The sequence below is a fragment of the Bordetella tumulicola genome (assembly GCF_054779135.1).
Genome location: NZ_BAAGYU010000010.1, coordinates 250,950 through 274,032, shown reverse-complemented (window position 1 = coordinate 274,032; position 23,083 = coordinate 250,950). Strand labels below are relative to the sequence as shown.

The 23,083-nt window shown below is 61.1% G+C and carries 20 protein-coding genes; 9 read left to right on the top strand and 11 right to left on the bottom strand.

Features of this window, described 5'->3' with window-relative positions; all coding sequences use genetic code 11:
• Positions 1–11: 11 nt before the first annotated feature.
• Complete coding sequence (locus tag ACYVDM_RS18540; RefSeq protein ID WP_415787561.1) at positions 12–1,694, top strand: amidohydrolase; 1,683 nt, start codon at positions 12–14, stop codon at positions 1,692–1,694.
• On the opposite strand, the gene ACYVDM_RS18535 is transcribed toward ACYVDM_RS18540, so the two are convergent.
• The 4 genes from ACYVDM_RS18535 to ACYVDM_RS18520 all read right to left on the bottom strand — a co-directional run bounded on the left by ACYVDM_RS18535 (position 1,695) and on the right by ACYVDM_RS18520 (position 5,779).
• The gene (locus ACYVDM_RS18535) at positions 1,695–2,030 is read right to left on the bottom strand and encodes a 4Fe-4S dicluster domain-containing protein (RefSeq protein WP_415787559.1); all 336 of its coding nucleotides are present in this window, start codon (positions 2,028–2,030) and stop codon (positions 1,695–1,697) included.
• Positions 2,027–3,658: an FAD-dependent oxidoreductase gene (locus ACYVDM_RS18530; RefSeq protein ID WP_415787557.1), complete on the bottom strand. Its 1,632-nt coding sequence runs from the start codon at positions 3,656–3,658 to the stop codon at positions 2,027–2,029. The genes ACYVDM_RS18535 and ACYVDM_RS18530 overlap by 4 nt, the downstream gene beginning before the upstream one ends.
• A gap of 197 nt (positions 3,659–3,855) precedes the next feature.
• The gene (locus ACYVDM_RS18525) at positions 3,856–4,818 is read right to left on the bottom strand and encodes a tripartite tricarboxylate transporter substrate binding protein (RefSeq protein ID WP_415787555.1); all 963 of its coding nucleotides are present in this window, start codon (positions 4,816–4,818) and stop codon (positions 3,856–3,858) included.
• A gap of 82 nt (positions 4,819–4,900) precedes the next feature.
• Positions 4,901–5,779: an amidohydrolase family protein gene (locus ACYVDM_RS18520; protein ID WP_415787553.1), complete on the bottom strand. Its 879-nt coding sequence runs from the start codon at positions 5,777–5,779 to the stop codon at positions 4,901–4,903.
• 160 nt (positions 5,780–5,939) lie between these two features.
• Between ACYVDM_RS18520 and ACYVDM_RS18515 the strand changes: the two genes are divergently transcribed.
• The 4 genes from ACYVDM_RS18515 (at position 5,940) to ACYVDM_RS18500 (ending at position 9,955) form a co-directional block, all read left to right on the top strand.
• Positions 5,940–6,890, top strand: coding sequence for a LysR family transcriptional regulator (locus ACYVDM_RS18515; RefSeq protein WP_415787551.1), 951 nt, complete (start codon positions 5,940–5,942; stop codon positions 6,888–6,890).
• A gap of 152 nt (positions 6,891–7,042) precedes the next feature.
• A complete protein-coding gene (locus ACYVDM_RS18510; RefSeq protein ID WP_415787549.1) occupies positions 7,043–7,924 on the top strand; it encodes an amidohydrolase family protein in 882 nt (293 codons plus the stop codon).
• Positions 7,925–7,966: 42 nt separating this feature from the next.
• Positions 7,967–8,959 carry a Bug family tripartite tricarboxylate transporter substrate binding protein gene (locus ACYVDM_RS18505; protein WP_415787547.1) on the top strand — a complete coding sequence of 331 codons (993 nt, stop codon included), beginning with the start codon at positions 7,967–7,969 and terminating at the stop codon, positions 8,957–8,959.
• Positions 8,960–8,971: 12 nt separating this feature from the next.
• Positions 8,972–9,955, top strand: coding sequence for a LysR family transcriptional regulator (locus tag ACYVDM_RS18500; RefSeq protein ID WP_415787545.1), 984 nt, complete (start codon positions 8,972–8,974; stop codon positions 9,953–9,955).
• On the opposite strand, the gene ACYVDM_RS18495 is transcribed toward ACYVDM_RS18500, so the two are convergent.
• The 3 genes from ACYVDM_RS18495 to ACYVDM_RS18485 form a co-directional block, all read right to left on the bottom strand.
• Positions 9,906–10,991, bottom strand: coding sequence for a 4-oxalomesaconate tautomerase (locus ACYVDM_RS18495; RefSeq protein ID WP_415787543.1), 1,086 nt, complete (start codon positions 10,989–10,991; stop codon positions 9,906–9,908). The genes ACYVDM_RS18500 and ACYVDM_RS18495 overlap by 50 nt on opposite strands.
• Positions 10,988–11,731 (bottom strand): PIG-L deacetylase family protein, encoded by a 744-nt coding sequence (locus tag ACYVDM_RS18490; RefSeq protein WP_415787541.1) that lies wholly within the window; start codon positions 11,729–11,731, stop codon positions 10,988–10,990. The genes ACYVDM_RS18495 and ACYVDM_RS18490 overlap by 4 nt, the downstream gene beginning before the upstream one ends.
• Positions 11,732–11,868: 137 nt before the next feature.
• On the bottom strand, positions 11,869–13,104 hold the full coding sequence (locus tag ACYVDM_RS18485) for a LysR family transcriptional regulator (RefSeq protein WP_415787539.1): 1,236 nt from the start codon (positions 13,102–13,104) through the stop codon (positions 11,869–11,871).
• A 187-nt stretch (positions 13,105–13,291) separates the two neighbouring features.
• Between ACYVDM_RS18485 and ACYVDM_RS18480 the strand changes: the two genes are divergently transcribed.
• On the top strand, positions 13,292–14,281 hold the full coding sequence (locus tag ACYVDM_RS18480) for a Bug family tripartite tricarboxylate transporter substrate binding protein (protein ID WP_415787537.1): 990 nt from the start codon (positions 13,292–13,294) through the stop codon (positions 14,279–14,281).
• A gap of 17 nt (positions 14,282–14,298) precedes the next feature.
• The gene (locus ACYVDM_RS18475; protein ID WP_415787535.1) at positions 14,299–15,111 is read left to right on the top strand and encodes an amidohydrolase family protein; all 813 of its coding nucleotides are present in this window, start codon (positions 14,299–14,301) and stop codon (positions 15,109–15,111) included.
• Between the two features lie 64 nt (positions 15,112–15,175).
• Here the strand turns inward: ACYVDM_RS18475 and ACYVDM_RS18470 are convergent, their stop codons facing one another.
• Both ACYVDM_RS18470 and ACYVDM_RS18465 read right to left on the bottom strand, forming a co-directional pair.
• Positions 15,176–15,685: a hypothetical protein gene (locus ACYVDM_RS18470; RefSeq protein ID WP_415788844.1), complete on the bottom strand. Its 510-nt coding sequence runs from the start codon at positions 15,683–15,685 to the stop codon at positions 15,176–15,178.
• Positions 15,686–15,808: 123 nt separating this feature from the next.
• Positions 15,809–16,936: a zinc-binding dehydrogenase gene (locus ACYVDM_RS18465; protein ID WP_415787533.1), complete on the bottom strand. Its 1,128-nt coding sequence runs from the start codon at positions 16,934–16,936 to the stop codon at positions 15,809–15,811.
• Positions 16,937–17,126: 190 nt separating this feature from the next.
• On the opposite strand from ACYVDM_RS18465, the gene ACYVDM_RS18460 reads away from it, so the two are divergent.
• Positions 17,127–18,956 carry an ATP-binding response regulator gene (locus tag ACYVDM_RS18460; RefSeq protein WP_415787531.1) on the top strand — a complete coding sequence of 610 codons (1,830 nt, stop codon included), beginning with the start codon at positions 17,127–17,129 and terminating at the stop codon, positions 18,954–18,956.
• Positions 18,953–19,594 (top strand): response regulator, encoded by a 642-nt coding sequence (locus ACYVDM_RS18455; RefSeq protein ID WP_415787529.1) that lies wholly within the window; start codon positions 18,953–18,955, stop codon positions 19,592–19,594. Before ACYVDM_RS18460 ends, ACYVDM_RS18455 begins: the two co-directional genes overlap by 4 nt.
• Here ACYVDM_RS18455 and ACYVDM_RS18450 read toward each other — a convergent pair.
• Positions 19,533–21,716, bottom strand: a complete 2,184-nt coding sequence (locus ACYVDM_RS18450; protein WP_415787527.1) for a peptidase domain-containing ABC transporter — start codon at positions 21,714–21,716, stop codon at positions 19,533–19,535. The two genes, ACYVDM_RS18455 and ACYVDM_RS18450, sit on opposite strands and share 62 nt — an antisense overlap.
• Complete coding sequence (locus ACYVDM_RS18445) at positions 21,713–22,990, bottom strand: HlyD family secretion protein (RefSeq protein ID WP_415787525.1); 1,278 nt, start codon at positions 22,988–22,990, stop codon at positions 21,713–21,715. The genes ACYVDM_RS18450 and ACYVDM_RS18445 overlap by 4 nt, the downstream gene beginning before the upstream one ends.
• Between the last annotated feature and the right edge of the window lie 93 nt (positions 22,991–23,083).

The following is a 23,083-nucleotide window of genomic DNA, read 5'->3' as shown; positions in this document are numbered from 1 at the left end:
TGTACATAGTTATGTCACTCCCCATGCCGCGCACGCTGGTGTTGCACAACGCTCGCATCCATACCTTTCACGATGCCTACCCGCGCGCACATGCCATCGCGATCGTCGACGGTCGTGTCGCGGCCTATGACAACGCGGCATTAACTACCGCCACCTCGAATGACCAGGCACAGGTCATTGATCTGCAAGGCGCCTGCGTCATCCCTGGCATTAATGACGCGCACGCACACATGGAACGTGAGGGCCTGAAAACCTTGCGCCCCTCGTTGGCCCATGCACGTACAGTCGAAGATGTGCTCCAGGTCATACGTGAACAAGCAAGGATCACGCCCCCAGGGGTTTACATCGTCACTATGCCCGTGGGTACACCTCCTTATTTCTTTGGGGGCGCCGCCCAACTGGCCGAAAGTCGCTTGCCCACTCGCCAGGAACTAGATGCAGCCGCGCCCGAGCACCCGGTCTACATCCCCGCCCCTTTCGGTAATTGGGGCAAGCCACCAGGCACTGCGGCGCTAAACAGCCTGGCCCTGCAGCGCAATGGCCTGACACCTGCCTCGCAGCCGACCTGTGCCGGCATCGAGATCGGTAAGGACGCCTCCGGGGGATTGAGCGGGATCATTGTGGAGCGCAATACACGCCCCGCCGTGGAATTCGATCTGTTGCCGGACATTCCGCGCTTCGGGTTTGCCGAGCGGTTAAAAGGCTTGCGCATATCGCAAAAAATGTATCACGCGAAAGGCACCACTAGCATCTACGAAGGTCACGGCAGTGCACCCGAAACTATTTCGATCTATCGCAAACTTTGGGAAGAAGGAGACCTGACGATGCGCACGGGGTTGGTGGTCAGTCCGACGTGGGGCAATCTGCCCGAGGCGGCCCGCGCCATGCGCGACTGGCTGGCCGCCGCCCGTGGTCGCGGACTGGGAGACCCGTCGTTTCGGATTAGCGGCATCCACATCGCCTACGGAGGCGATCCCCTAGTTGCCTGCTGTGCGCGCGCCAATCTGCCCGACACCGGCTGGTCAGGTTTTGTGGAACAGGCCGTTACGCCGTCGGATTTTAAGGCGCTGTGCCTTCTGGCGGCCGAGCACGATCTGCGCGTCAATGTGATTGTCTCGGACAAGCTTCACGAGATCCTGCCCGTCCTGCTGGCCGTCGATAAGAAATTTCCGCTGGCGGGAAAACGTTGGGTATTGCAGCACATTGCCCGGGCGCGCGTGGAAGATCTTCAGGCGCTGAAGGCTTTGGGGGTGCTAATCACCACCATCCCCACGTACTTCCTATGGAAAGGTGGTGCCGCTTATCTGGACGAGGCGGATGGAGGTGACAGCGTGGTGGCACACGCCACCATGCTTGAACTTGGACTAGACCTTGCACTTGCGACCGACAACATCCCTTACGATCCCTTTTTCACGCTATGGGTGGCGGGGGCTCGCCAAGAAAGAGTCACGGGCCAGGTGATCGGTAGCCATCAAACCCTGTCCGCAGATGCTGCCTTGCGTGCTTTCACCATCGCGGGCGCGCGACTGACATTTGACGAACATTGGAAAGGTCCGCTGGCGCCCGGCTTTGCGGGTGACCTCGCCGTTCTTGATCGGGATCCGATGACACTTTCGGTCAATGCCTGGCGTGATATCCAATGCACGATGACAGTCGTTGGTGGACGAATCGTGCACGGCACTGACAGTACTTGACTACTTCTTAGGCCCGCCACCCAGCAACTTGAACGAATCATCCACCGCACGCAGACTCCGGGTCTCACGGTGCCAACCGATCTGTCGACGATAGCTCCCCAGCAGGCCCGCATCGACGAGTTCAGTTTCGTCCACCACGGTCGGCCCGTCGGCATTGGGCGAGACATACATGGCGTCCTCCGGACACCACGCCTCGCACATGAAGCAGGTTTGACAGGCATCCTGCCGTGCAATGATCGGCGCGGCACCTTCAACGATATCGAATACATTGACCGGGCAGACACGCACGCAGATATTGCAGGCGGTGCAGCGGGTGTCGCTGATGAGTTCTATCATGCTGCCAACATTTGTTTTGCCGCAGGAATTTCCCGCGCGCTTACCGGGAGCGGCTGTACCCACACCTCGTCCAGACCACCCGAGATCAAGTGGTGATACTGCGCTGCGTCCTGCTCGAGAAAATCATAGCGTTTATGCATGCCACGCGTTTCACGACGCGCCAACGCACTGCGATACATCCAACGTGCCGTGGCCAGCATGGCAGCAGCCTCACGTGTAGCGAGCAAAGATATGCTATCCGGCGCCGCGGTACCTGCCAGCGATCGCCACTGCGCATCCAGCCGCGCGATGGAAGGCTCAAGCACATCGGCGTGGCGGAAGTAATTGCGCTCGAACGGCATGACCTCGTTCTGTACCCCGCGGGTCAGCGCGGCGGCATCAGCGGGACGTACGCCGGTGCCGCGCAGGCCCGCACGACCGGCCCCCACCGCCGTCCGAGCTACCCCACGCCCTCGCACTTCGATCGCATGCGCTGCCGCCGCTTCCCCCGCCCATGATCCTGATGAAATCGCCCAGGCAGCGTTATGACTGCCCCCGCCGGTAAAACCACCGCAGATCGGCTCGCGCGTGGCGGCGTCACCCGCCGCATAGAGCCCTACAACAGAGGTCGCACAGTCAGGGCCCATAAGACGCAACCCACCTGTCCCGCGCACGGTGCCTTCCAAACGCAACGTCACCGAAAACCGCTGCGTGAAAGGATCGATCCCATTGCGGTCAAACGGGAGAAAGAAATTAGGTTGGGCGGCACGCATGGCGCGCGCAGTCGCTTCATCTGCCTGATCCAGGCGTGCATAAACTTTTTGGCGCAACAGTTCACGAGCGATGACCGAACGGCCACCTTTGGACGCCGCACCCGGAATCACCACACCTTCGCCGTCTGTAAATGTGGCCCAGTTGTAGAACAGCGTCTTGGTGATCGACCCAAATTCCGGCGCAATTCCATAGGCATTGGAAAACTCCATGCCCGACATCTCGGCACCCAGTTCGGCAGCAATCAGCAGGCCATCGCCGGTGAGCACGTTACAGCCCAACGCACGACTCAAGAACGCGCAGCCCCCGGTCGCAATCACCACGGCGCCTGCGCGCACCGACCACACGCGCCCGCGCTGGCGATCGATGCCCGCAGCACCCGCCACGGCACCGTGCTCGTCACGCAACAGCTCAAGAACCGGGCTGTGATCCAGAATCTTGGCGCCCGCACTTTTTACCTGCTTGCGCATCAAGCGCATGTATTCCGGACCCTGCAGGGAGTTTCGGCGCGACTGCCCTGTTGGATCTTGTGGGAAAGGATAGCCCCAGTCGGCAAGCGTGTTGATGCCATCCCAGGTCCGGTCGAGCACACGGCTCATCCAGCCATGATCGGAGAGCCGGCCACCCATATCGTAGCGGCTAGCCATGGCGAGTTCCCGTTTGTGCGGATCGGGATCTACATACCAGACCGCCGTACCGGCGGCCGCGGTCGCACCAGACGAACCGCAATAACCCTTGTCGACCAAGATGACGCTGGCACCGCGTTGTGCCGCATTGACTGCGGCCCATGTACCCGCGGGCCCACCGCCTATGACGAGGACATCGGCTTCATAGCCTGCTGTGGCGCTGCCTTGTGGCGTAGATGTGTTCGAAGTCATGGATCTCTTCCCTGATGACATGCAAGGTAAAGATCGATGGTAGATGCCGTGACCCCGATAACGAACGATGCATTCGTGATTTACAAATCACCTGCGCTGTGGCTGTGGTCGCTGGCTTAGTCAGGCTGGGTGTTCGCTCATCGGATGACGGCAGCCCGTTCGCCATATCGGTCAGCCAATATGCCCGGTAGGCTGTTCTATTTTTCAGCGATATCGGCGTCCTTAATAATGCCGGGCCACTGCGCGAATTCGTGGTTCATCAAGGCATCGAGGTCGGCGGCAGAGCCGCCGATTGGACGTGTACCACCTTCTTGCAGCTTGGCCGACACCATCGGATCCTGTACGGCCTGCATGAATGCCTGCTCCAGACGGGTGCGCACGGCGGGCGGCACGCCCGCTGGCGAAACAATGCCTATCCAATAAGTGGACTCGAAGCCCGGATAGCCCGACTCAGCAACCGTGGGTACGTCGGGCAACTGGGGCATCCGCTGTGCACTGGTCACAGCATACAGCTTCAACCTGCCGGCATCGACGAACCCCTTGGCAGTGATGTAGGCATCGGCCTTGATCTGGTACACGCCACCCACCAAATCAGCCAATGCGGGCGCCGCACCCCGATAGGGGATATGTACCATGTCCAGCCCGGCTGCGTGCCTAAACAACTCCATCGACAAATGCGGGAAGGTCCCCGAGCCGGCACTACCATACGAGACTCTGTGGGTCTTGGCGTAGGCCACGAATTCCCCCAGGGTATTGGCGGGCACCGATGGATGAGCCACCATCAGGCCCGGCATGTCCCCCACCAGTGAGATAGAAGTAAAGTCTTTCCGGGTATCGTAGGGCAGCTTCTTGTAGATGGATGGATTGGCCGTATGCGAGGTAGTGACCATCAACAACGTGTAGCCGTCGGCCTCCGATTTCGCCACGTACTCCGACGCGATCATGCCACCCGCCCCTGCACGGTTCTCGACCACCACAGGCTGGCCCAACCGTTGGGCCACCTGGGCGGCGACCAGGCGTCCGACCAGATCGGTGCTGCCACCGGGCGAAAAGGGCACCACCAGATGCAAGGGTCGATCGGGAAACGTCTGCCCGTAAACGGCAGTGGTCAGCAGGGCCGCGCCAAGCAGGGCCTGCAGCTTGCAGAAAGCGCTACGCATGACAAGTCTCCTGGGCAAGCGCCGCAACGCCTGCCTTGTTATGAAAGGCCAGACACGTGCCCAGCCACTACGTGGGGCCGGTCTAGCCCCGAGCGGGCGCGCCGTACAGCGCATTGGGATTGGTAACCAGGATGCGCTCACGGTCGGCCGCATCCGGCGCCCAGTCGGCCAGCAGGTCGAATAGTTCACCGTCATTCGGCATGCCTCGCCCCACCATGTTCACGTGCGGCCAGTCCGAGCCCCACACCATGCGCTCGGGTGCATGGCGAATCAGTGTCCGTGCAATGGGCGTGACCTCAGCGTAAGGCAGGTCGCCCTTGGCGCAACGCATGGGGCCAGACAGCTTGATCCAGACTCGCCCGGTATCGAGCATTTTCAGCACGGTCTTCAGCGCGGGTTGGTCCGCGCCCTTGGCCGCGGGAATACTGGCGAAATGATCCAGCACGATCTTGCTGCTGCGTAGCGCCAACAGCGACTCGGCGTACTCAATAATGTCTTCGCCGTGAGGATAGAAGTGCACCGGCCAGCCTATGTTCTCGGCCTGCGCGGCCATGTCGGGCAAAATCTGCGGCAAGTTCGAAGCGCGCCGGGCGCTGACAAAACGCACACCTCTGACGCCGAATTTATCCAAGCGTGCGAACTCTTCGTCGGGCAAGGTATCTGGTGGCAAAATGACTCCTACGAACCGTTGCGGAAAGCGTCGCAGCACATCCAGCAGGTAACGATAGTCGCGGCCATAGCCACCGCCGCTGACCACCACCGCACGAGCCAAGCCCAGCGTGTCGAGCAGCTTGATCGCGGTTTCGGGCAAGGCTTCGCCCGACACATACGGGCTGTCCGGATCAAAGGGATACTGATCCGCCGGGCCGAACAGGTGGATCTGGCAGTCCCATCCGCCAGGAGGCACCGTGGTGGCCGGTGTCCTGGGTGAGGCATCCGGCGCGGGAGTCAAGTACGGCATGGCGTGTCTCCGTTATATAGGTATCAAGTTGCCGTAGTATGGTGGCGCTGCGCACGCGCTGGGAAATGCCTTCTAGGCCAGTAAGATGCTTTTTTCTTATGTCTGCCGCTGTCGTGCGAGTGCGCCGTGGCACCGCAGCGATCGCCTGACCGGAGTCACCATGGACCTACGCCAGCTGGAATATTTCGTGCACGTCGCCGAACTGGGCAGTTTCACCAAGGCCGCGGCCATACTTGATGTGGCGCAACCTGCGCTCAGCCGGCAAGTGCGCAGCCTGGAGATCGAACTGCGGCAGACCTTGTTGTATCGCAATGGCCGCGGCGTCAATCCCACCGAGGCCGGCCAGCGTCTATTGGTGCACGGGCGTGGCATTCTGATGCAGGTGGAACGCGCACGACAAGAGGTCGAGGACGTGCGCGGCGCGCCCATCGGTCGTGTCGTAGTGGGTGTACCTTACTCGGTGGGTCGCCTGATCACCGCCCCGCTAGTTACCGAGTTCAAGCGCGCCTTTCCGCAGGCCTCACTGTCAATGACCGAAGGGCTGACGGTGCACCTGTGTGAATGGCTGTTGTCCGGCCGCATCGACATCGCGCTGCTGCACGACCCGGTACCATCACCAGAGCTCGAGATTATCCCGCTGCGTGAAGACCCACTTTTCCTGGTCGAGCGACGCGGAACGGCCCCAGGGCTGCGTGGCTCCGTGCCAATGAGGCACTTGGCCAATGTACCGCTGATCATCCCCAGCCGCCCGCATCCGCTGCGCATGCAAGTCGAGACCCGGCTGGCCAACATCGGCAAGAAGCCACGCATTGCATTGGAAATCGATGCGGTTGGCGCGATTGTCGATCTGGTCGACCAAGGCCTGGGGCAAGCCATCGTTACGCTTAACGCTTTGCTTATTTCCCGTGCCGCACCGGCATTGTCTGCGCGGCGCATTATCTCGCCGCGCATGACCAGCGTGCTGGCGCTGGCCACCTCGACCGAGCGGCCCGGCACCACGCTGGCACGCCACACCGCCGCACTGATCCGCGACTTTCTGCCGCGCATCATGGCCGAGGCCGAGAAAGCCTCGCCGCTGTTGCAGCAGCACACCCGCACGCCCTGCCTTTGACGATCTCTTGCTCAGGCGGATGACGTGCAGACTGGCAGTGATATTCCTGTTTCTCATAACAGCTAGATCAGAAATGCCATTTCGGTATCAAAGCGCAGCGATTAGCATTCGAGCACTGCGCGAGCAGCCGCAGCCGTTGCAAGGAGTCCCGCATGCTGATTACCGATACCCAGGTGCATTTCTGGGAGGCCCATCGCGCCGACCAACCCTGGCCCGCCGAAGAAATCGGCAAGAAAACCTTTGTCGCCGTTCCCGGTGCCCGACCGCACCGCGAGGCGCCGTTGCTGGCCGAAGAATTTCTGCCCATCATGAACGCCGCCGGCGTGGCGCGGGCCATCATCGTGCCTCCCTCGCCCGTGGGCGACAGCAACATCACCGCACTGCGCGAGGCGCAGCGCCACCCTTCGCGGCTGGCCATCATGGGCCGTTTCAATCCCGATGCGGACGATGCATGCTCGCGACTGGAACAGTGGCTTGAACAGCCACAGATGCTGGGCATCCGGATGACCTTCCATAAGCCCAAATGGCGCGGCTGGCTGGAGCCCGGCGTACTGGACTGGTATTGGTCTGCCTGCGAGCGCATGGGCATTGCATTGATGCTGTTTGTGCCGGGTGCGGTAGACAAGATTGCACCCATCGCACAGCGTTACCCGGGCCTGACCATTGTGCTCGATCACATGGCACGAGAAAGCCAATTGCGCGACGATGCCTGCTTTGCCGACCTGGACCGGCTGTTGGCTCTGGCGCGGCTGCCAAACGTCTACGTAAAGATGTCGGCCGCGCCTTGCTACAGCAGCGAGCCCTATCCGTTCCAAAACATTCAACCGTACCTGCGGCGCATCTATGACGCCTTTGGCCCGCGGCGAAGCATGTGGGGCTCGGACTTCACCCGCCTGCCCTGCACCTATCAGGAATGCGTGGATCACTTCCGTCTAGCCCTGAATTTCATTGACCCCGAAGACCTGGAATGGGTTATGGGCAAGACCGCGGCACAGGTACTGCGCTGGCCCGAGGCGGCCGCGCTGCGCGGCTGATATTCGGCGCAGACCGTTCAATCGAATCACAGGAGACCCACTATGAAAGCCATATCCATCCGCACGTTGATCCCGGCGCTGGCCGCCGTGGGCGTACTTGCGCTGGCATTACAGCCCGCTTGCGTCCAGGCACAGGATGCTTACCCCAGCAAGCCGATCCATTTGGTGGTGCCGTTTCCGCCAGGCGGCGCTGTCGACATCCTGGGCCGCCTGATAGGCCAACACTTAAGTGAACAACTGCACCAGTCTGTTGTCGTAGAAAACCGTGCGGGTGCCAACGGAACCATTGCCTACGAATACACCGCCAAATCTGCGCCTGACGGCTATACCATCCTGATCGGCAGCAACGGGTTGGCAACCAACACCTCGCTATATCCCAATCGCACTTTCTCGGAACTGGAGTCGCTGGCCCCCATTGCCAAACTTGGCTCGTCGCCCCTGATCATGGTGGTGCCGGCCAACTCTCCCTATCAGACGCTGAAAGATGTCACCGATGCGGCCAAGGCCGATCCCGCCAAGATTTCGTATGCGTCGGCCGGCAGCGGCAGTTCGGCCCACCTAGGGTCGGAAATGCTGAAATCGGTCACCGGCACGGACATGCTGCATATCCCGTACAAGGGCGGCGCGCCGGCCATCGTCGACCTGACTGCCGGGCGAGTGTCATTCATGCTGCTCGACCCCCTGCAGGCGCTGCCCCAGATCGAATCGAAACGGTTACGGCCGATCATGGTGGCCGACCCCGCGCGCCTGCCGCTTATCCCGTCTGTACCGTCGGCCGTCGATGCCGGCTATCCTAAACTGGAGGCTTCGGTATGGTGGGGCTTCGTGGCCCCAAAAGATACGCCTCAACCCATCATCGAGGCGCTGAACAAGCAGATCAACGCGGCGTTGACCAAGCCCGACGTACGCGAGAGATTGTCTGCCATGGGCGTCAGGGAGGCATCCGGTTCTCCGGATGATTTCGGCACCTTCCTGCACGACCAGGCCGCCACCTGGGGCGCATTGATCAAATCGGCCCACATCACGAACGAATAAGCCTTTCGGCGCATGGCAACGCACGGCCGCCAGCGGCCGCTGCGCGTGCTACCGTACGGCATGCAGATTGACTTCCTGGGCATGCAAGCATTTCTGGCAATTGCCGAGCATGGCAGTTTCCAGCAAGCCGCCTTGCATCTGAACCTGTCGCAAACCGCGGTCAGCCATCGCATCCGCAAGCTGGAAGACAGTCTGGGCGTGATGCTGGTGGCGCGCACGACGCGCGACGTGACGCTTACCGATGCCGGCAGAGCGCTACTGCCACGCGTGCGCAGCGCCATGCGCGAACTGGCCCTGTCTTACGAAACCGTGCGCCAGCACCGCAGCACCGCGCCAAAATGGTTGGCGTTCGCCTGCCTGCCGACGCTGGCCGCGCAGCGCATATCGCCAGTGTTGCGGCATTTTTCCAGTGTGTACCCTGAGCTGGCAATACGTGTCTTCGATAGCTCTATCAGCGAGATCGCCGAATTGGTCGAATCCGGTGTCGCCGCATTCGGTGTGTCGATCACCACGCCAGCTCGCCCGGCACTCGCCATCGAGCCCTTCACTGAAGAGCCGTTCATGCTGGCGTGCCCCGCTGGCCACCACCTGGCACAGCTGGCGTCAGTAACCTGGGACCAACTGGCGGGCGAACCCCTCATTCGCATCAGCCTGTCGGCGGGCAACAGCACCACCATCGACGATGCACTGGGCGAACGGCGGCTGGGCTTGCGCTGGATCTACGAAGCGCAGCACACTGCCGTGGCACTCAACTTCGTGGAGGCAGGCTTGGGGCTGACAGTAGCGCCGGCATTATCGATGCGCGCGTCGGCCGGCATTGTCGTCAAGCCACTGGATCAGCCGCGCATCACGCGCAAACTAGCGATCATTACCCGCCATGGCGCCGTCTTGACACCCCCCGCAGCCACCTTGCGCGACCTGATCGTGCAGACACTGACCAACTCCGCTAGCGCCCCGCCCACAACGATCCCGGCACCCGCACCCGGCCATCCATGATCAGCGCGGCCGTGCGCAACAGCGCCGCACGTACCGTATCCTCGGGTTGGTCCGCGCTGTCTTTCTCCAGATCTACCGTGAACTCGCCAGTCGGATGTTCGATGACCAGGCGTCGGGCCAGCCCGTCGGGCACCTGCGCAATTCCTTGCGTCACCGAACCGGGCAATACCGCCGCCGTCGCCACGCTGACCGCCCCCAGCACGCCGATGGAAGCATGCACTCGGTGCGGGATAAAGGTGCGTGTGCAGACCGCGCCACCCGCGCGCGGCCGCGACACAAGGGTCATTTTCGGAACCGTGCGCTGCGCGACGTTGCCCAAGTTCATCATGGATCCGGCCTGCAGCCGGATGGCTTCTATCCGCGACCTGAGTGTCGCATCGGTTTCCAGCGTGTCGCGGTCTTCGTAACCGGAAATGCCGAAGTCGGCAGCGCGCAGCAATACCACCGGCATACCATTGTCGATGCAAGTCACCGCTACGCCATCGATCTCATCGCGCGCGCGGCCGGTGGGCAGCAGCGCACCGCAGGTCGATCCAGCAGTATCACGGAACTCGATAGGCACCGCAGCCGCGGTGCCGGGCACACCATCGATTCGCGCATCACCCTCATAGTTGACCTGTCCATTGGGCGTACTGACGTCAGCCACCGCGATTTGCCCCGTATTGACCATATGGATGGCCACGCGTGTGCGCTTACCCTGGATGGCCACCAGCCCGCGTTCGATCGCGAAAGGTGCCACGCCGGCCAGGATATTGCCGCAATTCTGTCCGTAATCCACGCGCGGTTCATTCACCAGCACTTGCGCGAACAGGTAATCGATATCGGCATCTGCTCGCTCGGAAACATTGACGATGGCGATCTTGCTAGTCAAGGGATCGGCGCCGCCCAGGCCATCTATCTGGCGTGGATCTGGCGATCCCATGACTCGCAGCAACACCCGATCGCGCAACGTCGCATCGGCGGGCAGATCATCGCGCAGGAAGTACACGCCCTTGGACGTGCCACCGCGCATGACGGCGCAAGCGATGGATGTCATGCCAGATTCTCTGGAACGGTGGGTGTCAGGCGCATATACGCCTCGGCGTACTTGATGTTGCGCGCCGCGGTGATGCCGATGTTTCGCTTGGCCTGTACGCCGCGCTGCAGCGCAACCCGCGTGTAGTATTCCCACAGGTGCTCTTGCCCCGCCATGGCCTCGATCGCCTGCCGCTTGGTGTCCCACACCTCGGTGATATCCAGAAAGGTATTGGGGATCCAGCCGCATTGCTCGGTCTGGTGAGGTTCGAAGGCCAGCACGTGCGGCGCGCCGATGATGCCGGCGCCGGGCTCGTAGCCTTCGGCCTGCGCGATAATGCGGGCCTCTTGCGCAACGCGCATCGCCAATGGGTGATCGTAGTTGTACGGGTCTTGCTCGGAATGGCTCAACACAAAACTGGGCTGCAGCTCGCGGTACACATCGGCCAGGCGGAACAGCGCCTCATCCGGGACGCGCAGCGGATAGTCGCCCAGGTCAAAAAATTCGATCTCGGCGCCCAGGATATCGGCGGCGACCTGCGCCTCTTCCCGCCGCGCCGCCTTGACACTGGACTCGGTCATGCCCCCCTTGCGCCACAGCTTGGCCGACTCGCCGCGCTCACCGAACGACAGGCACACCACTTTCATGCGAAAACCCTGCTTCACGTGCAAGGCAATGGCTCCGGCCGCGCGCCACACGAAATCGGCAGAATGCGCGCTGACAATCAGCCCGGTTTTCTGGGAAAGGGGGGAAGAAGACATGAATACTCCAGCGGAAAGGGTCCAATGTAGACCAGGATAACGTAGCCCGTAGCTTCGCCCCACCGTGGTAATCCCGCCAATGACTATCGCCGCCGAAGCGATGAGTTCTTTTTATATCCTGCCGTGATCGTGTTAGGTCAGGCGGCAGCGGCGGTCTGCCGCAATGCAACAAGAAACGCCGTCATCGCGGGCGACGGCTCGCTGTCACGCAAATACGCCAAGCCGATACGCCGTTGCGTATGCGGCACCGACACAGGTACCGGTACGACCCGCAAGATGCCCTGCTGCAGTTCCTGCTGCACCTGGCGAGTCGACAACAAGGCCATTCGGTCGCTGGACAGCAGCAAGGCACGGACAATGGATGGGCTGTTCGCTTGGACCGCGACCTGAGGCGGCTCGACGCCTTCGGCGCGAAATGCCCGCTCAAACGCGCCCCGCGACGGCGTGCCCGCCAGAGGTAACACCCACGGTTCGTCGCACAATTCGCGCAGACTGGTTAGTGTGCCGCGCCGTAACACGGGATGATGGGCACGCACCACCACATTCAATGAATCGGTGAACAGCGGCTCGTGCCGCGCGTAGGGTTCCTGGTCGTCGGCGCGCAACGCGCCCACAATGACATTGACCTCGGCGCAGCGCAGACCATAGCTCAGCGTCGCATAGGTACCGTCGATGATGCTGATGCTTAAGTCCGGATGCGCCCGCAAGGTACGATCCACCGCGCCAGGTACCAGGTAGCCGCTGGACAGCGGCAGCGCGCCGATGACCAGTTGCCCGTTCAGGCGCCCGCGCATCGATGCCAGCTCTTCGCCGGCCACACGGATCTCGGCCAGTGCCAGCTTGGCATGCCGCAACAGCGTTTCACCAGCGTCGGTCAGGCGCGTGCCGCGGCCCGACCGCACGAAGAGCGCCACGGCGGCCAGCTCCTCCAGTTGGCGCAAGGTGCGGTTTAGCGCGGGCTGTGTCACCCGGACCATCGCCGCGGCCGCCGACTCGCCGCCATGGCGCGCAATAGCCACCAGCGCACACAGCATGCGCTCGGTAATCACCTCGCCCAGACGTCCAGACCGGACGACCCCGCGCGACCCGTCGGCCGAAGACCGGATCTCGGATTCGGCCAGTTGCAATTCCCGCAAGGCCCGCTGCGCGCGCCGCCATACCAGTTCGCCCGCTTCGGTCAGCGTCATACCCTTGGTCGTGCGCTCGAACAAAGCCGTGCCCAGCGTGTCCTCGAGTTGCTGCACGGCACGCGATACAGCAGGCTGCGACAGGTGTATCACCTGGGCCGCGCGATGTACGTTGCCGTGCTGCGCAACGGCCTCGAACGCTCGCAATTTATGCAACGGCACAATCCCTGGATAGGCATGCTTCATCGGGGCTCTGGCGGGTTTGTTGGGGAAAGATCATGATACGCCGGCGTCATATATGAACGCCCCGCATCAATCGGGACAAACAATTCATTTGTCATGACCTTCCCGCATACCTAGACTGCGGGCAGTCCACACCGATGGACATGGCGGCATTGCCACGCCGCCTGATACTCACAACGAGGAGACTGACATGCGCAGTTCCATTGCGCCATCGCGCCGTGCCATGTGCCGCCTGCTGGGTGGCCTGCTGGTGATGGCTTGCGTCGCAAGCCCCCCGCACGCCGCGCCCTCGTACCCAGGGGACCGGCCCATCCGCTTCATCGTGCCTTTCGGGGTAGGCGGTCTGGCTGATATTTCGCTGCGCCTGGTCGCGCAAAAAATGAGCGAGCACTTCGGCGAGAAAATCATCGTCGAAAACCGGCCGGGCGCCGGTGGTATCGTCGCGGCCAGCGCAGTGCTGAACGCACCACCCGACGGTTACACGCTGGCCGTGTTTGCCAATGGCACGGCGATCAGCAAGTCGCTGTTCAAACTGCCTTTCGATCCCGAAAAAGATTTCGCACCCATCTCAACCGTTGCCTACTTCGACCTACTGCTGCTAACCAACCCCAAGGGCAAAATCGGGAGCGTGGCCGACTTGCTGGCCGAAGGCAAGCGGCGCCAGTTGATACTGGGTACCATCAATCCCGGCAGTACCCAGAACCTGTCGGCCGAGCTGTTCCGCTCGACCGCCGGGCTCAATGCCATCATCGTTCCGTTTCGGACCACGGCCGATGTCATGTCGGCACTGGTCCGCGGCGACATCGATGTGGCCTTCGAATCCTATGCCGCGCTGAAGGGGCCCATCGATGCCGGCACGGTGCAGCCTATTGCGGCGACCGGGGACAAGCGTTCTTCTTGGCTACCTCAAGTGCCCACCGTTAAGGAAAGCGGGCTACCCGACTACGACGTCACGGGATGGAACGCGCTGTTCGCGCCTGCTGGCACGCCGCCCGAGGTGATCCAGCTCCTGAACCGCCAGTTGGCCGAAGTGCTGCAACTGCCTGACCTGCGCCAGCGCTTCGAGAACCTGGGTACCGAGGCCCGAAGCAGCACACCTGAAGAGATGGGCGCCATCCTGCACCGCGACGTCGGCAAATGGGCCGCCGTTATCAAACAAGCGGGCATTCAACCCCAATAAGCAACACGGAGCATTTCATGGCATTGACGACTCATCCGGAACACGGCCTGCTTATCGACACGCATGTGCATGTATTCACACAAGATATGCCGCTGATCCCCGATCCCCGCCATCGTCCTGACTACAGTTTCACGGGGCAGCAACTGATAGACGTCATGGATACGAATGGCGTGCGCTTTGCGGTGGTGGCCGCGGCTAGCCCCTGGGGCGACTACAACGACTACATCATCGAGACGCTGCGACGCTATCCGCGCTTGCGTGGCACAGTCATCCTACAGCCCTCGGTGGAACGCATTGTGCTCGACGAGATGGACCGCGACGGCGTGGTGGGCGTGCGGTTACCTTTCATCAGCATGACAGAATTGCCCGACCTGGACAGTTGGGACTACCGAAAATTCCTGCGTCGCCTGGTCGACCTGGACTGGCACGTCCATGTGCACATTGATGGGCCGCGGCTGCCACGGGTATTGCCTCTGCTGGAACGTTCTGGCGTGAAGATCGTGATCGACCACATCGGCCGTCCAGACCCGGTTGCCGGCATTGACAGCGACGGGTTCAAAGCCATGGTGAAATCAGTAGAAAAAGGCCGCACTTGGGTCAAGCTGTCGGGCGCCTACCGCCTGGGAGAAAACGCCCGCGCCTGCGCACAAGAACTATGCCGGCGCGTGGGATACGAGAAGATGGTGTGGGCCAGCGATTGCCCATTTGTGGGCGGAGAACAAGATATTGATTATCCCGCTGCAATTCAGTGGTTGAACGAAACCATCACCAATGAGGCTGACCGGCGGCGGGTGTTTGGAGAGAATGCGTTGGAGTTATATTTTTCGTAGCGCATTCGTCTCATTTTTAAGCGTTGTGGATTCAAACGCTCACTGCAACATAGTATCCAGCGCTTTAGCTGGGTTTGCGGAAGTCGTTTTCGACCCAAGCCGTGGCTGTACCAAGAGTGAATTTGAAATTCGGAGCGACAGTCACCTCGGCGATCGTGTCGCCGTATTCACCCACGGCGCTAAGCACCGCGAAGGGCTCGTCTTCGTCGGGGACGACATCCAGCTTGACCGTGAGTGTGGCTTCCGACGTGGCCACTTTGACGCTCTTGTGTAGTTGCGCGTGCAGCTGTTGCTCGTGCCGGCGAATAACCTCGGATGCCGTCTTGATCAGGGTGCGAAAGGCGGAGGGATCCAATGGCTTGGGGTTCTTTTTGTCCCGTCCCATGGTCCAGGGGCCCACCAGCGCTGGCTCGGACTCGCCCTCGCGGGTCATCTCGACGGCCCAGCCGTCGTCGTCTTCGTTCTTGATGACGCGTGCGGTCCAGCCGTCGTCGCGCCACAAGCGTGGCTCGTGGATGCTGTCGTCCGTAGTGTCTTCGCCATCGTGCTCAAGGGCGGGTGCGTCTTGGTGTATGCCCACAGTGGGTGCTCCGTGTTGCGATGCCAGCCATCCGGGCTGGATACTGGATATTTATCCACTATTATCGCAGGGAATGCGAGCGACGATGGCTCGTAACATCACTACTCCAACACGTCGTCAACCCGGTGCAATTCGGATCAGGGTTTTCTCTCCGGTAGCCATTCTCGAGCAACTCTTGATCGCTTCGAGCGTCAACACCTGTTGCAGCGAAATTTCTTTGGTGTAATGGCTGGCAAACGTACTGGTCAGTTCGTCGGAGACCCGCTGCTGAAGCTGCTGTGTCCGTTGAGGCCCAAGACGTTGCAGGAACGGAAAGACCAACCAACCGCCGACGCCCCAGGCCATCCCGAAGCTGCGCTCAATTTCGACAGGTGCTGGATTCAGGCCACCATACAGGTACACCTGTTTATGGATGTCAGTGCCATAACGGCTATAAACATGCCCAGGCTGGCGCAACAAGGCTGCCTCCATCGCGGCAAGAATCTGCCCAGCAAGTCGGCCGCCGCCAATCGCATCGAAAGCCAACGTCGCGCCAGTCGCTGCAATCGCGTCGACGAGGTTTGCCGTAAAGTCGGGAACACTGCTGTCCACCACCTGTAGCGCCCCCTGCTCTCTCAACAAAGTTGCATGCTCAGGTTTGCGCACGATGTTCACCAGAGGCACGCCATCTTTTAAGCAAATGCGGTTGAGCATCTGACCTAGATTGGATGCGCCAACGGTATGTACCAGCGCACGGTGGCCCTCAGTGCGCATGGTCTCGACCATGCCCAGTGCCGTGAGCGGATTGATAAAACTTGACGCGCCTTGGGTTGCTGTCGCGCCGGCGGGCAAGGGTAAACATTGCTTGACCGACACTGCGCGATATTCAGCGTACATCGCACCACCGTACAGCGCGACCCTTTTACCCAGCAGCGCCTGAGCTTCAGCCGCATCCCCGGCGGCAATCACGGTACCCGCGCCCTCGTTGCCCACGGGCATCGCGGTGCCCACCCTGGCTGTCCCGGCCGCCATCGCGCCGGCGGACAGCGGCGCGGTGATGACGGGTCGCTCGACACTGCCGGACTGGCTCGCCCGAGTCATATCGGCGCCCGCCAAAAGCAAGCCCATGTCTGAAGGATTCAGCGGAGAGGCTTCCATGTGCACAAGCACTTCGTCGGAAGCAGTGATCGTTGGCATCGGCACCTCAACCAGCGATAGCTCCAACGTGGCATCTGGCCGAACAAGGGAACGTAATTGCAGGGGCATACGACCTCCGGAGGGATTATTTAGGAGAGTCTATCCGGTTAGCGATTCGGTGCAAAGGCTGAAGAACGGCAGGCTGAAGACAGCGCCATAGGGATCAGCAAATCCCGGTGTCACAATCGAGCTAAAATCGGCAAGCGTTTCGAACCGCCCGCCTCCACAGGCGGGCCCCCTGAACGAAACTTCCTCTCAAGTGCTGTCCACCATCGACACGCCCTCTCCGTCCGTCCCGTCGTCAGGCTCATCGTACGCCGCGCGCATCCATCGGGTGCAGGTCGACGCGCTGCGGCAAAGCTTTCCGTTTGCCCTGGCGGGATCACTCATCTGCGCCTGCTTTGCCGCATACGCGCTACTTGAGGTGCTGCCCCGACAAGAAATCGCTCTGTGGATCACCTTCACACTAGTCATCGGCGTCTTGCGACTGGTCGCCATGCTCGCGTACGACCGCCACCGCACAGATCCGCTAGCGTCCCGGCTCTGGGTTCGCCGTATGCTGATTGGCAATCTGTGTTCGGGCATGATGTGGGGGCTGCCCTTCGCCTACTGGACGTTCTTCGTTCCACTGGAATATCAGCTCTTTTTCATCGTCATCCTGTTCGGGCTGGGTACGGGCGCCATCTACTCGAACTATATGTTGCTGCCGGTCATGTACGCGTTCGAAATACCGGCTTTCGCACCGATGTTCATCGCGTTGGCGGCGCAGCCGTCCGCCATCCACTTGACGCTAGTGACGGGCGGCCTCGCGTATTTGATCGCGACCCTGGCGTTTATTCATCGCATGAATCGCACCCATCTCGACGCCTTGCGATTAGGTTATGAAAACCTGGCGCTACTGGATCAAGTACGCCAAGAGAAAACCGCTGCTGAGCGCAGCGACCTAGAAAAATCCCGCTTTCTGGCCGCCGCCAGCCACGATCTGCGGCAGCCCGTGCACGCAGTCAACCTGTTCCTGGGCCTGCTGACGAACGAACGTATGTCCCAGCACGGACGCTACCTCGTCGACAATATCGCTAGCGCGATTTCGGCAATGGGCCTTTTGTTCGACGCCCTACTGAACCTGTCGAGGCTGGATGCGGGTGTCATCAAACCTCGCTTTCAGACGTTCCCATTGAGACCGCTGTTGGATCAATTGCGGGCCGAATATGCACCGCAGGCCAACGAGAATGGCATACAACTACGCGTGCGAGCGTGTCGGACCAGCATCCGGTCAGATCCTATGCTGCTGGAGCGCATCCTGCGCAATTTCATCAGCAATGCCATCACGCATACGGCTAACGGACGCGTCCTGATCGGTTGTCGCCGCGTCGCGGACCAATTGCGCATTGAAGTCTGGGACAACGGCCCCGGCATCCCGGCAGACGAGCAAGACCGGGTCTTCTGGGAATTCCATCAACTCGACAATCCCGAGCGTGACCGCAGCAAGGGCCTGGGCTTGGGCCTGGCCATCGTGCGCCGAACCGCCCGACTGCTTGGGCACGAACTTTCACTGCGCTCCAAAGTGGGGCACGGCGCCGTCTTTACGGTGATCGTTCCTGTCGCGGATTTCGTGGTCCCCCACGCGTCCGTCGCCGAGCCAGATCCCACTCCACCGGCGCCCCCTGCCTCCGAAGACGGTCTACGTGGAAAGCTGGCGCTGCTGGTAGACGACGATGCACAGAACCTCGCGGGCCTCTCCATGCTATTTGAAAGCTGGGGTTGTCGAGTCATTGCCGCCACCAGCGGTAATGCGCTGTTCGAGCGCGTGTTGCCACTCGCCGAGCCCCCATCCTTGATGGTCAGCGATTACCGACTGCGCGACCATGAGACCGGCATCCACGTCATCGAACGCCTGCGAGAGGAATACAACGATCCCGACTTACCCGCGCTACTCATCAGCGGTGACACCGACCCCGCGCGACTGGCTGAGGCCGCTGCCCGCGGCATCTTTCTACTGCATAAACCGGTGCAGGTTCAAGCCCTGCGCGATCATGTGATAAACATGCTACGCGCCACACACCCTAATCCCGTCGGAGATACCGAATGACGGCCGCGTTATTGATTGACGATCATGCGATGTTCCGCGAGGCGCTAGGCATGGCGCTGATCAGCGTCATGCCGAATCTGACACTTCATCCCGCAGCCAGTGGCCAAGAAGCGCTTGACGTGCTAGACCAGCATACAACGATCCAGCACGCCATCATGGATCTCTACCTGCCCGACATGTCAGGGGTCGATCTGCTCAAACGCCTACGTCAACGTCGAGGACAACTGCGTGTCTTGGTACTGTCTGCTTCACAGGATCCCGAAGACAAGCGTCGTGCGATGGAAGCGGGTGCGCTGGGCTTTCTCAACAAATCCGCGAGTTGCCAAGACCTGGCTGCCGCATTGCTCGCCGTCAGCGACGCACCTCTTCAGCCCTATCGCAGTGGACCCGCGACCACGCCGCGCGCCGGTGGATCAGATGACGCCGTGTTGCTATCGGCACTCACGCCACGCCAAAACGACGTCTTGCGCCTGATGTGCGACGGGTTGCGCAACAAGGAAATCTCGGAGCAGTTGAACATGACGGAAAAAACCGTCAAGACACACGTATCCGCTATCCTGGCAACCTTGGGCGTGCTCAATCGTACGCAGGCGACATTAGTGGCTCGGCGTGGGGGAGTGTTCGGGAAGCCGGTGTAGATGCGGTCACCCGGCTGCTGTCGCTGGCAACCTTACCCGCCACCAACGAGATTTCACGCCCGGCCGCCGCGATCGTGTCGGGACGATGGGCCACGATCACGCGCGTCATGTGAAGCTTGGCAATCGCCGTGTTAACCACCCGTTCTCGTGCAATATCCAGATGGCTCGTCGCCTCGTCCAGAAACAGGATAGCCGGCTGCTTATACAGCGAACGCGCTAACAGCACGCGCTGTTTCTGGCCGCCAGAAAGCACCGTGCCCATATCGCCGACCAGCGTGTTGTAGCCCATCGGCATGGCGCTAATGTCGTCGTGAATTGCGGCAATCTCCGCACACCGACTGGCGCGCTCGGGATCGTATTGTGGATCGAAGAAGCTGATGTTCTCGGCGATAGATCCCGCAAACAACACGTCATCCTGCAGCACGGTACCCGCAATCCGGCGCAAAGCCGCTGCCCCCGCGCCTCTTGCCGGGACACCGTCGACTAAAACCTCGCCGTCAGTCGGTGCCAGAAAACCCAACAGGATGCTGATCAAGGTGGTCTTGCCGCTTCCCGAGGGCCCCGTGATCGCGACAGACTCGCCCGGCTCGATTTTGAAGCTGACACCATCCAGCACATAGGGCTCCTGCGGACTATATCGGAAACGCAGGTTGCGAACCTCGATCACTGGTGAATGCGTCGGAGGGCGGCCCGTGGTCGACATCTCGCCTGTGGGCTCCGGTGGCTCGCGCACGATATCGGCCAGACGTTCACCCTGTAGCCTCAGCATCTGCACTTCCACGAGCTTGTCTAATAGGGCCGCGATGCGTTGGCCAAACAAGGTGTTGTAGACGATGAAGGCCAGCAGTGCGCCCACCGTAAACTGGCCGTCCAGTACGAGCCTTGCTCCCAGCCAAAGAATAGCGATCGAGGACAGGCCGAACAGCAAACCATCAAACACGCGAAAAAACAGCGTCCACTTCTGCACACGCAGATCCGCATTGATCTCGTTCACCAAGAGCGACAGCCACCGAGAGCGTCGATCATCCTGATGCTGGAACAGCTTGATCGTCTTGACGCCCCGCACCGTTTCCAGGAAATGCGACTGTTCTTTAGCGGCATGCACGATGTGTTCCTCAGTCGCATGCCGCAGCGACGTATAGCAGGCCCAACGCGCCAACCCGTATAGCGCCATCGCGCCCAGCGCGATCCATGTCAGCGACGGGCTGTACAGGAACATCAACACCAACGTGATCAACATGACCAACCCGTCCAGCATCGCCTCCAGGAACGACGTCGTGACAGTGCGTTCAATCGTATCGATCGCGCCGAACCGCGACACTACGTCCCCCAGATGTCGTTTTTCAAAATAGCTGATGGGCAGACGCAGCAGGTGCGTAAATACATTGGCGCGCCACTGCAGATTCAGCGTCGTCCCCATGACCATCAGCATCCAGCCGCGCGCTACCGAGGTCAGTTGTTTCATCACCATCAACAGCCCGAAAGCCAGTGCCAATGTGGTCAAGAGATCTCGGTCGCCAGTATTCAGCACATGGTCCACGACCCACTGCAGAAAGAACGGCTGAACCACGGTCAGGATCTCTAGCGCCAACGCCAGCAACAACACTTGCGAGACTGCCCCGCCCAGGCCCGAAACGCGCCCCGTCAGTTCGCGCAGCCGCACGGGCTTGTTCTCGCGAACCTCCACGAAATCCGGCGTCGGCCACAGTTCCAGCGCGACGCCGGTGAACGAAGATGACAGCTCACTAATAGAGCATTTGCGTGTACCGGACGCCGGATCGATAACGGTAGCCGAACGCGCGCTGACCGACGTCAGCACCACGAAGTGATTGAACTCCCAATGCAGGATGCAAGGCAACTTCAGATTGTTCAAGGCATCCAGGCTGACCTTGACGGGCCGTGACGCCAGGCCCAGCTGGCTGGCCACATGGATCAGCGTCGCCAGCGTTGCCCCTTTCAGCGACACCGGGAAACGCCCGCGCAAGGCCGCCAGAGTCTGGTGGTGACCGTAGAACCCCGCGATCATGCCCACGCAGGCCAAGCCACATTCGGCCGTTTCGGTCTGCAAGAGCCGGGGCACTCGCCGCTTGCCCCCCAACATCAGGCGATCAAGCATGATCAAAGCTTCTCTGAAAGCCGGTATGCGGGATCAAATGCCCACTGATACAAGCGGCGCGTTTGCTGAAGCAAATCCGCCTCTAACCGCATCCCGGGACGCAGCGCCAACGCCTGCCCTTGAAGTCCCCGGGCCGGTGTGGCCAGCGACACGGTGATCCGGTACACCGCCTCTTGATCAGAGTCGCCCGCCGCGGCATCGTTTAATTCCCTTGGTGGCAAGGCACTGCGGGTCACCGTCTGAACCACACCCGCCTGCTGCCCGAAGGTCTGATAGGGATATGCCGCAAAACGAATCAACACGCGGTCCCCAGGCGCCACAAAGCCCACCGCCCGGCTCGGGGCAAACAACTCAGCCAATAGCTTGGCATCGGCCGGCACGATGGTCGCCAGCGGTCGCCGGCTGTCCACGGCCTGCCCCACGTCGGCGGTCACGGCGGTCACGACACCCGCCTGAGGCGCAGTCACCACGACGCGACGCTTGGCTTCGCTTTGTGTCAGCTCGACCACGACATCGGCGAGATCGCGATCCAGTTGCGCCAACTGATTCTGCTGGCGCAGCGCCAGGTCGGCCAACGAGGTCTGCCGATTAGACAGATCCATCTCGATGCCGATGCGATCCCGTAGCAACACCTGCAGATCATTGCGCTGCTGCAAAAGCTCCGCGCGCTTCTCGTCGACCTTTGCAGATGACAGAAAACCCTCACCCATCAATTTACTAAACCGTTGAACACTGGCCTCAGCCAATTTGATACGACTGCGTTGATCCTCAACCTGGCTACTGATGGCCGTCAGCTGTGCCTTCAGACCGGTGATGGCGACCGCTTGGTTGTTGTGCTCACTTTGCTGCAACAACACGGTCTTGTCGCGCACCTGCCGCAGACTGTCCCGACGCTGCCGGATCTGCGCACTGATGGCTTCCTGTGTATCGCCCAGCGTGCTCTGCTGATCCCCGGATACCACGTAAAGCATATCGCCCGCGTTAACATGCTCGCCCTCGAGTACATAACGTTCCAGCACGATCCCGCTTTGCGGGACGTAGAGTTTGAGCAACCCGGTATCCGGCATTAATTGGCCATTGACCGTCGCGCGCTTGGTGTAAGTGCCCAGCGCCAAGAACACACACACAGCCAGCACAAAACCCGCCAACACTGTCGTGACAAGCGCGAACGACACCGGTCGAATCAGGACGATATTTCCCAATCCGACGGAACGTTGCGCGGCAAGCGCCTCTTTGCGATAGAGCGACACGGCGTCAAGACCTGAAGACAGTTGAGGCAAGCATGGAAAGCCCCGGGAAAGGAAAAAAACCGCGGCGAACGGCGCCGCCACGGCTCAAGCTTTTTCGCCGGTGTGGCAAAAGCTGCGGCATAG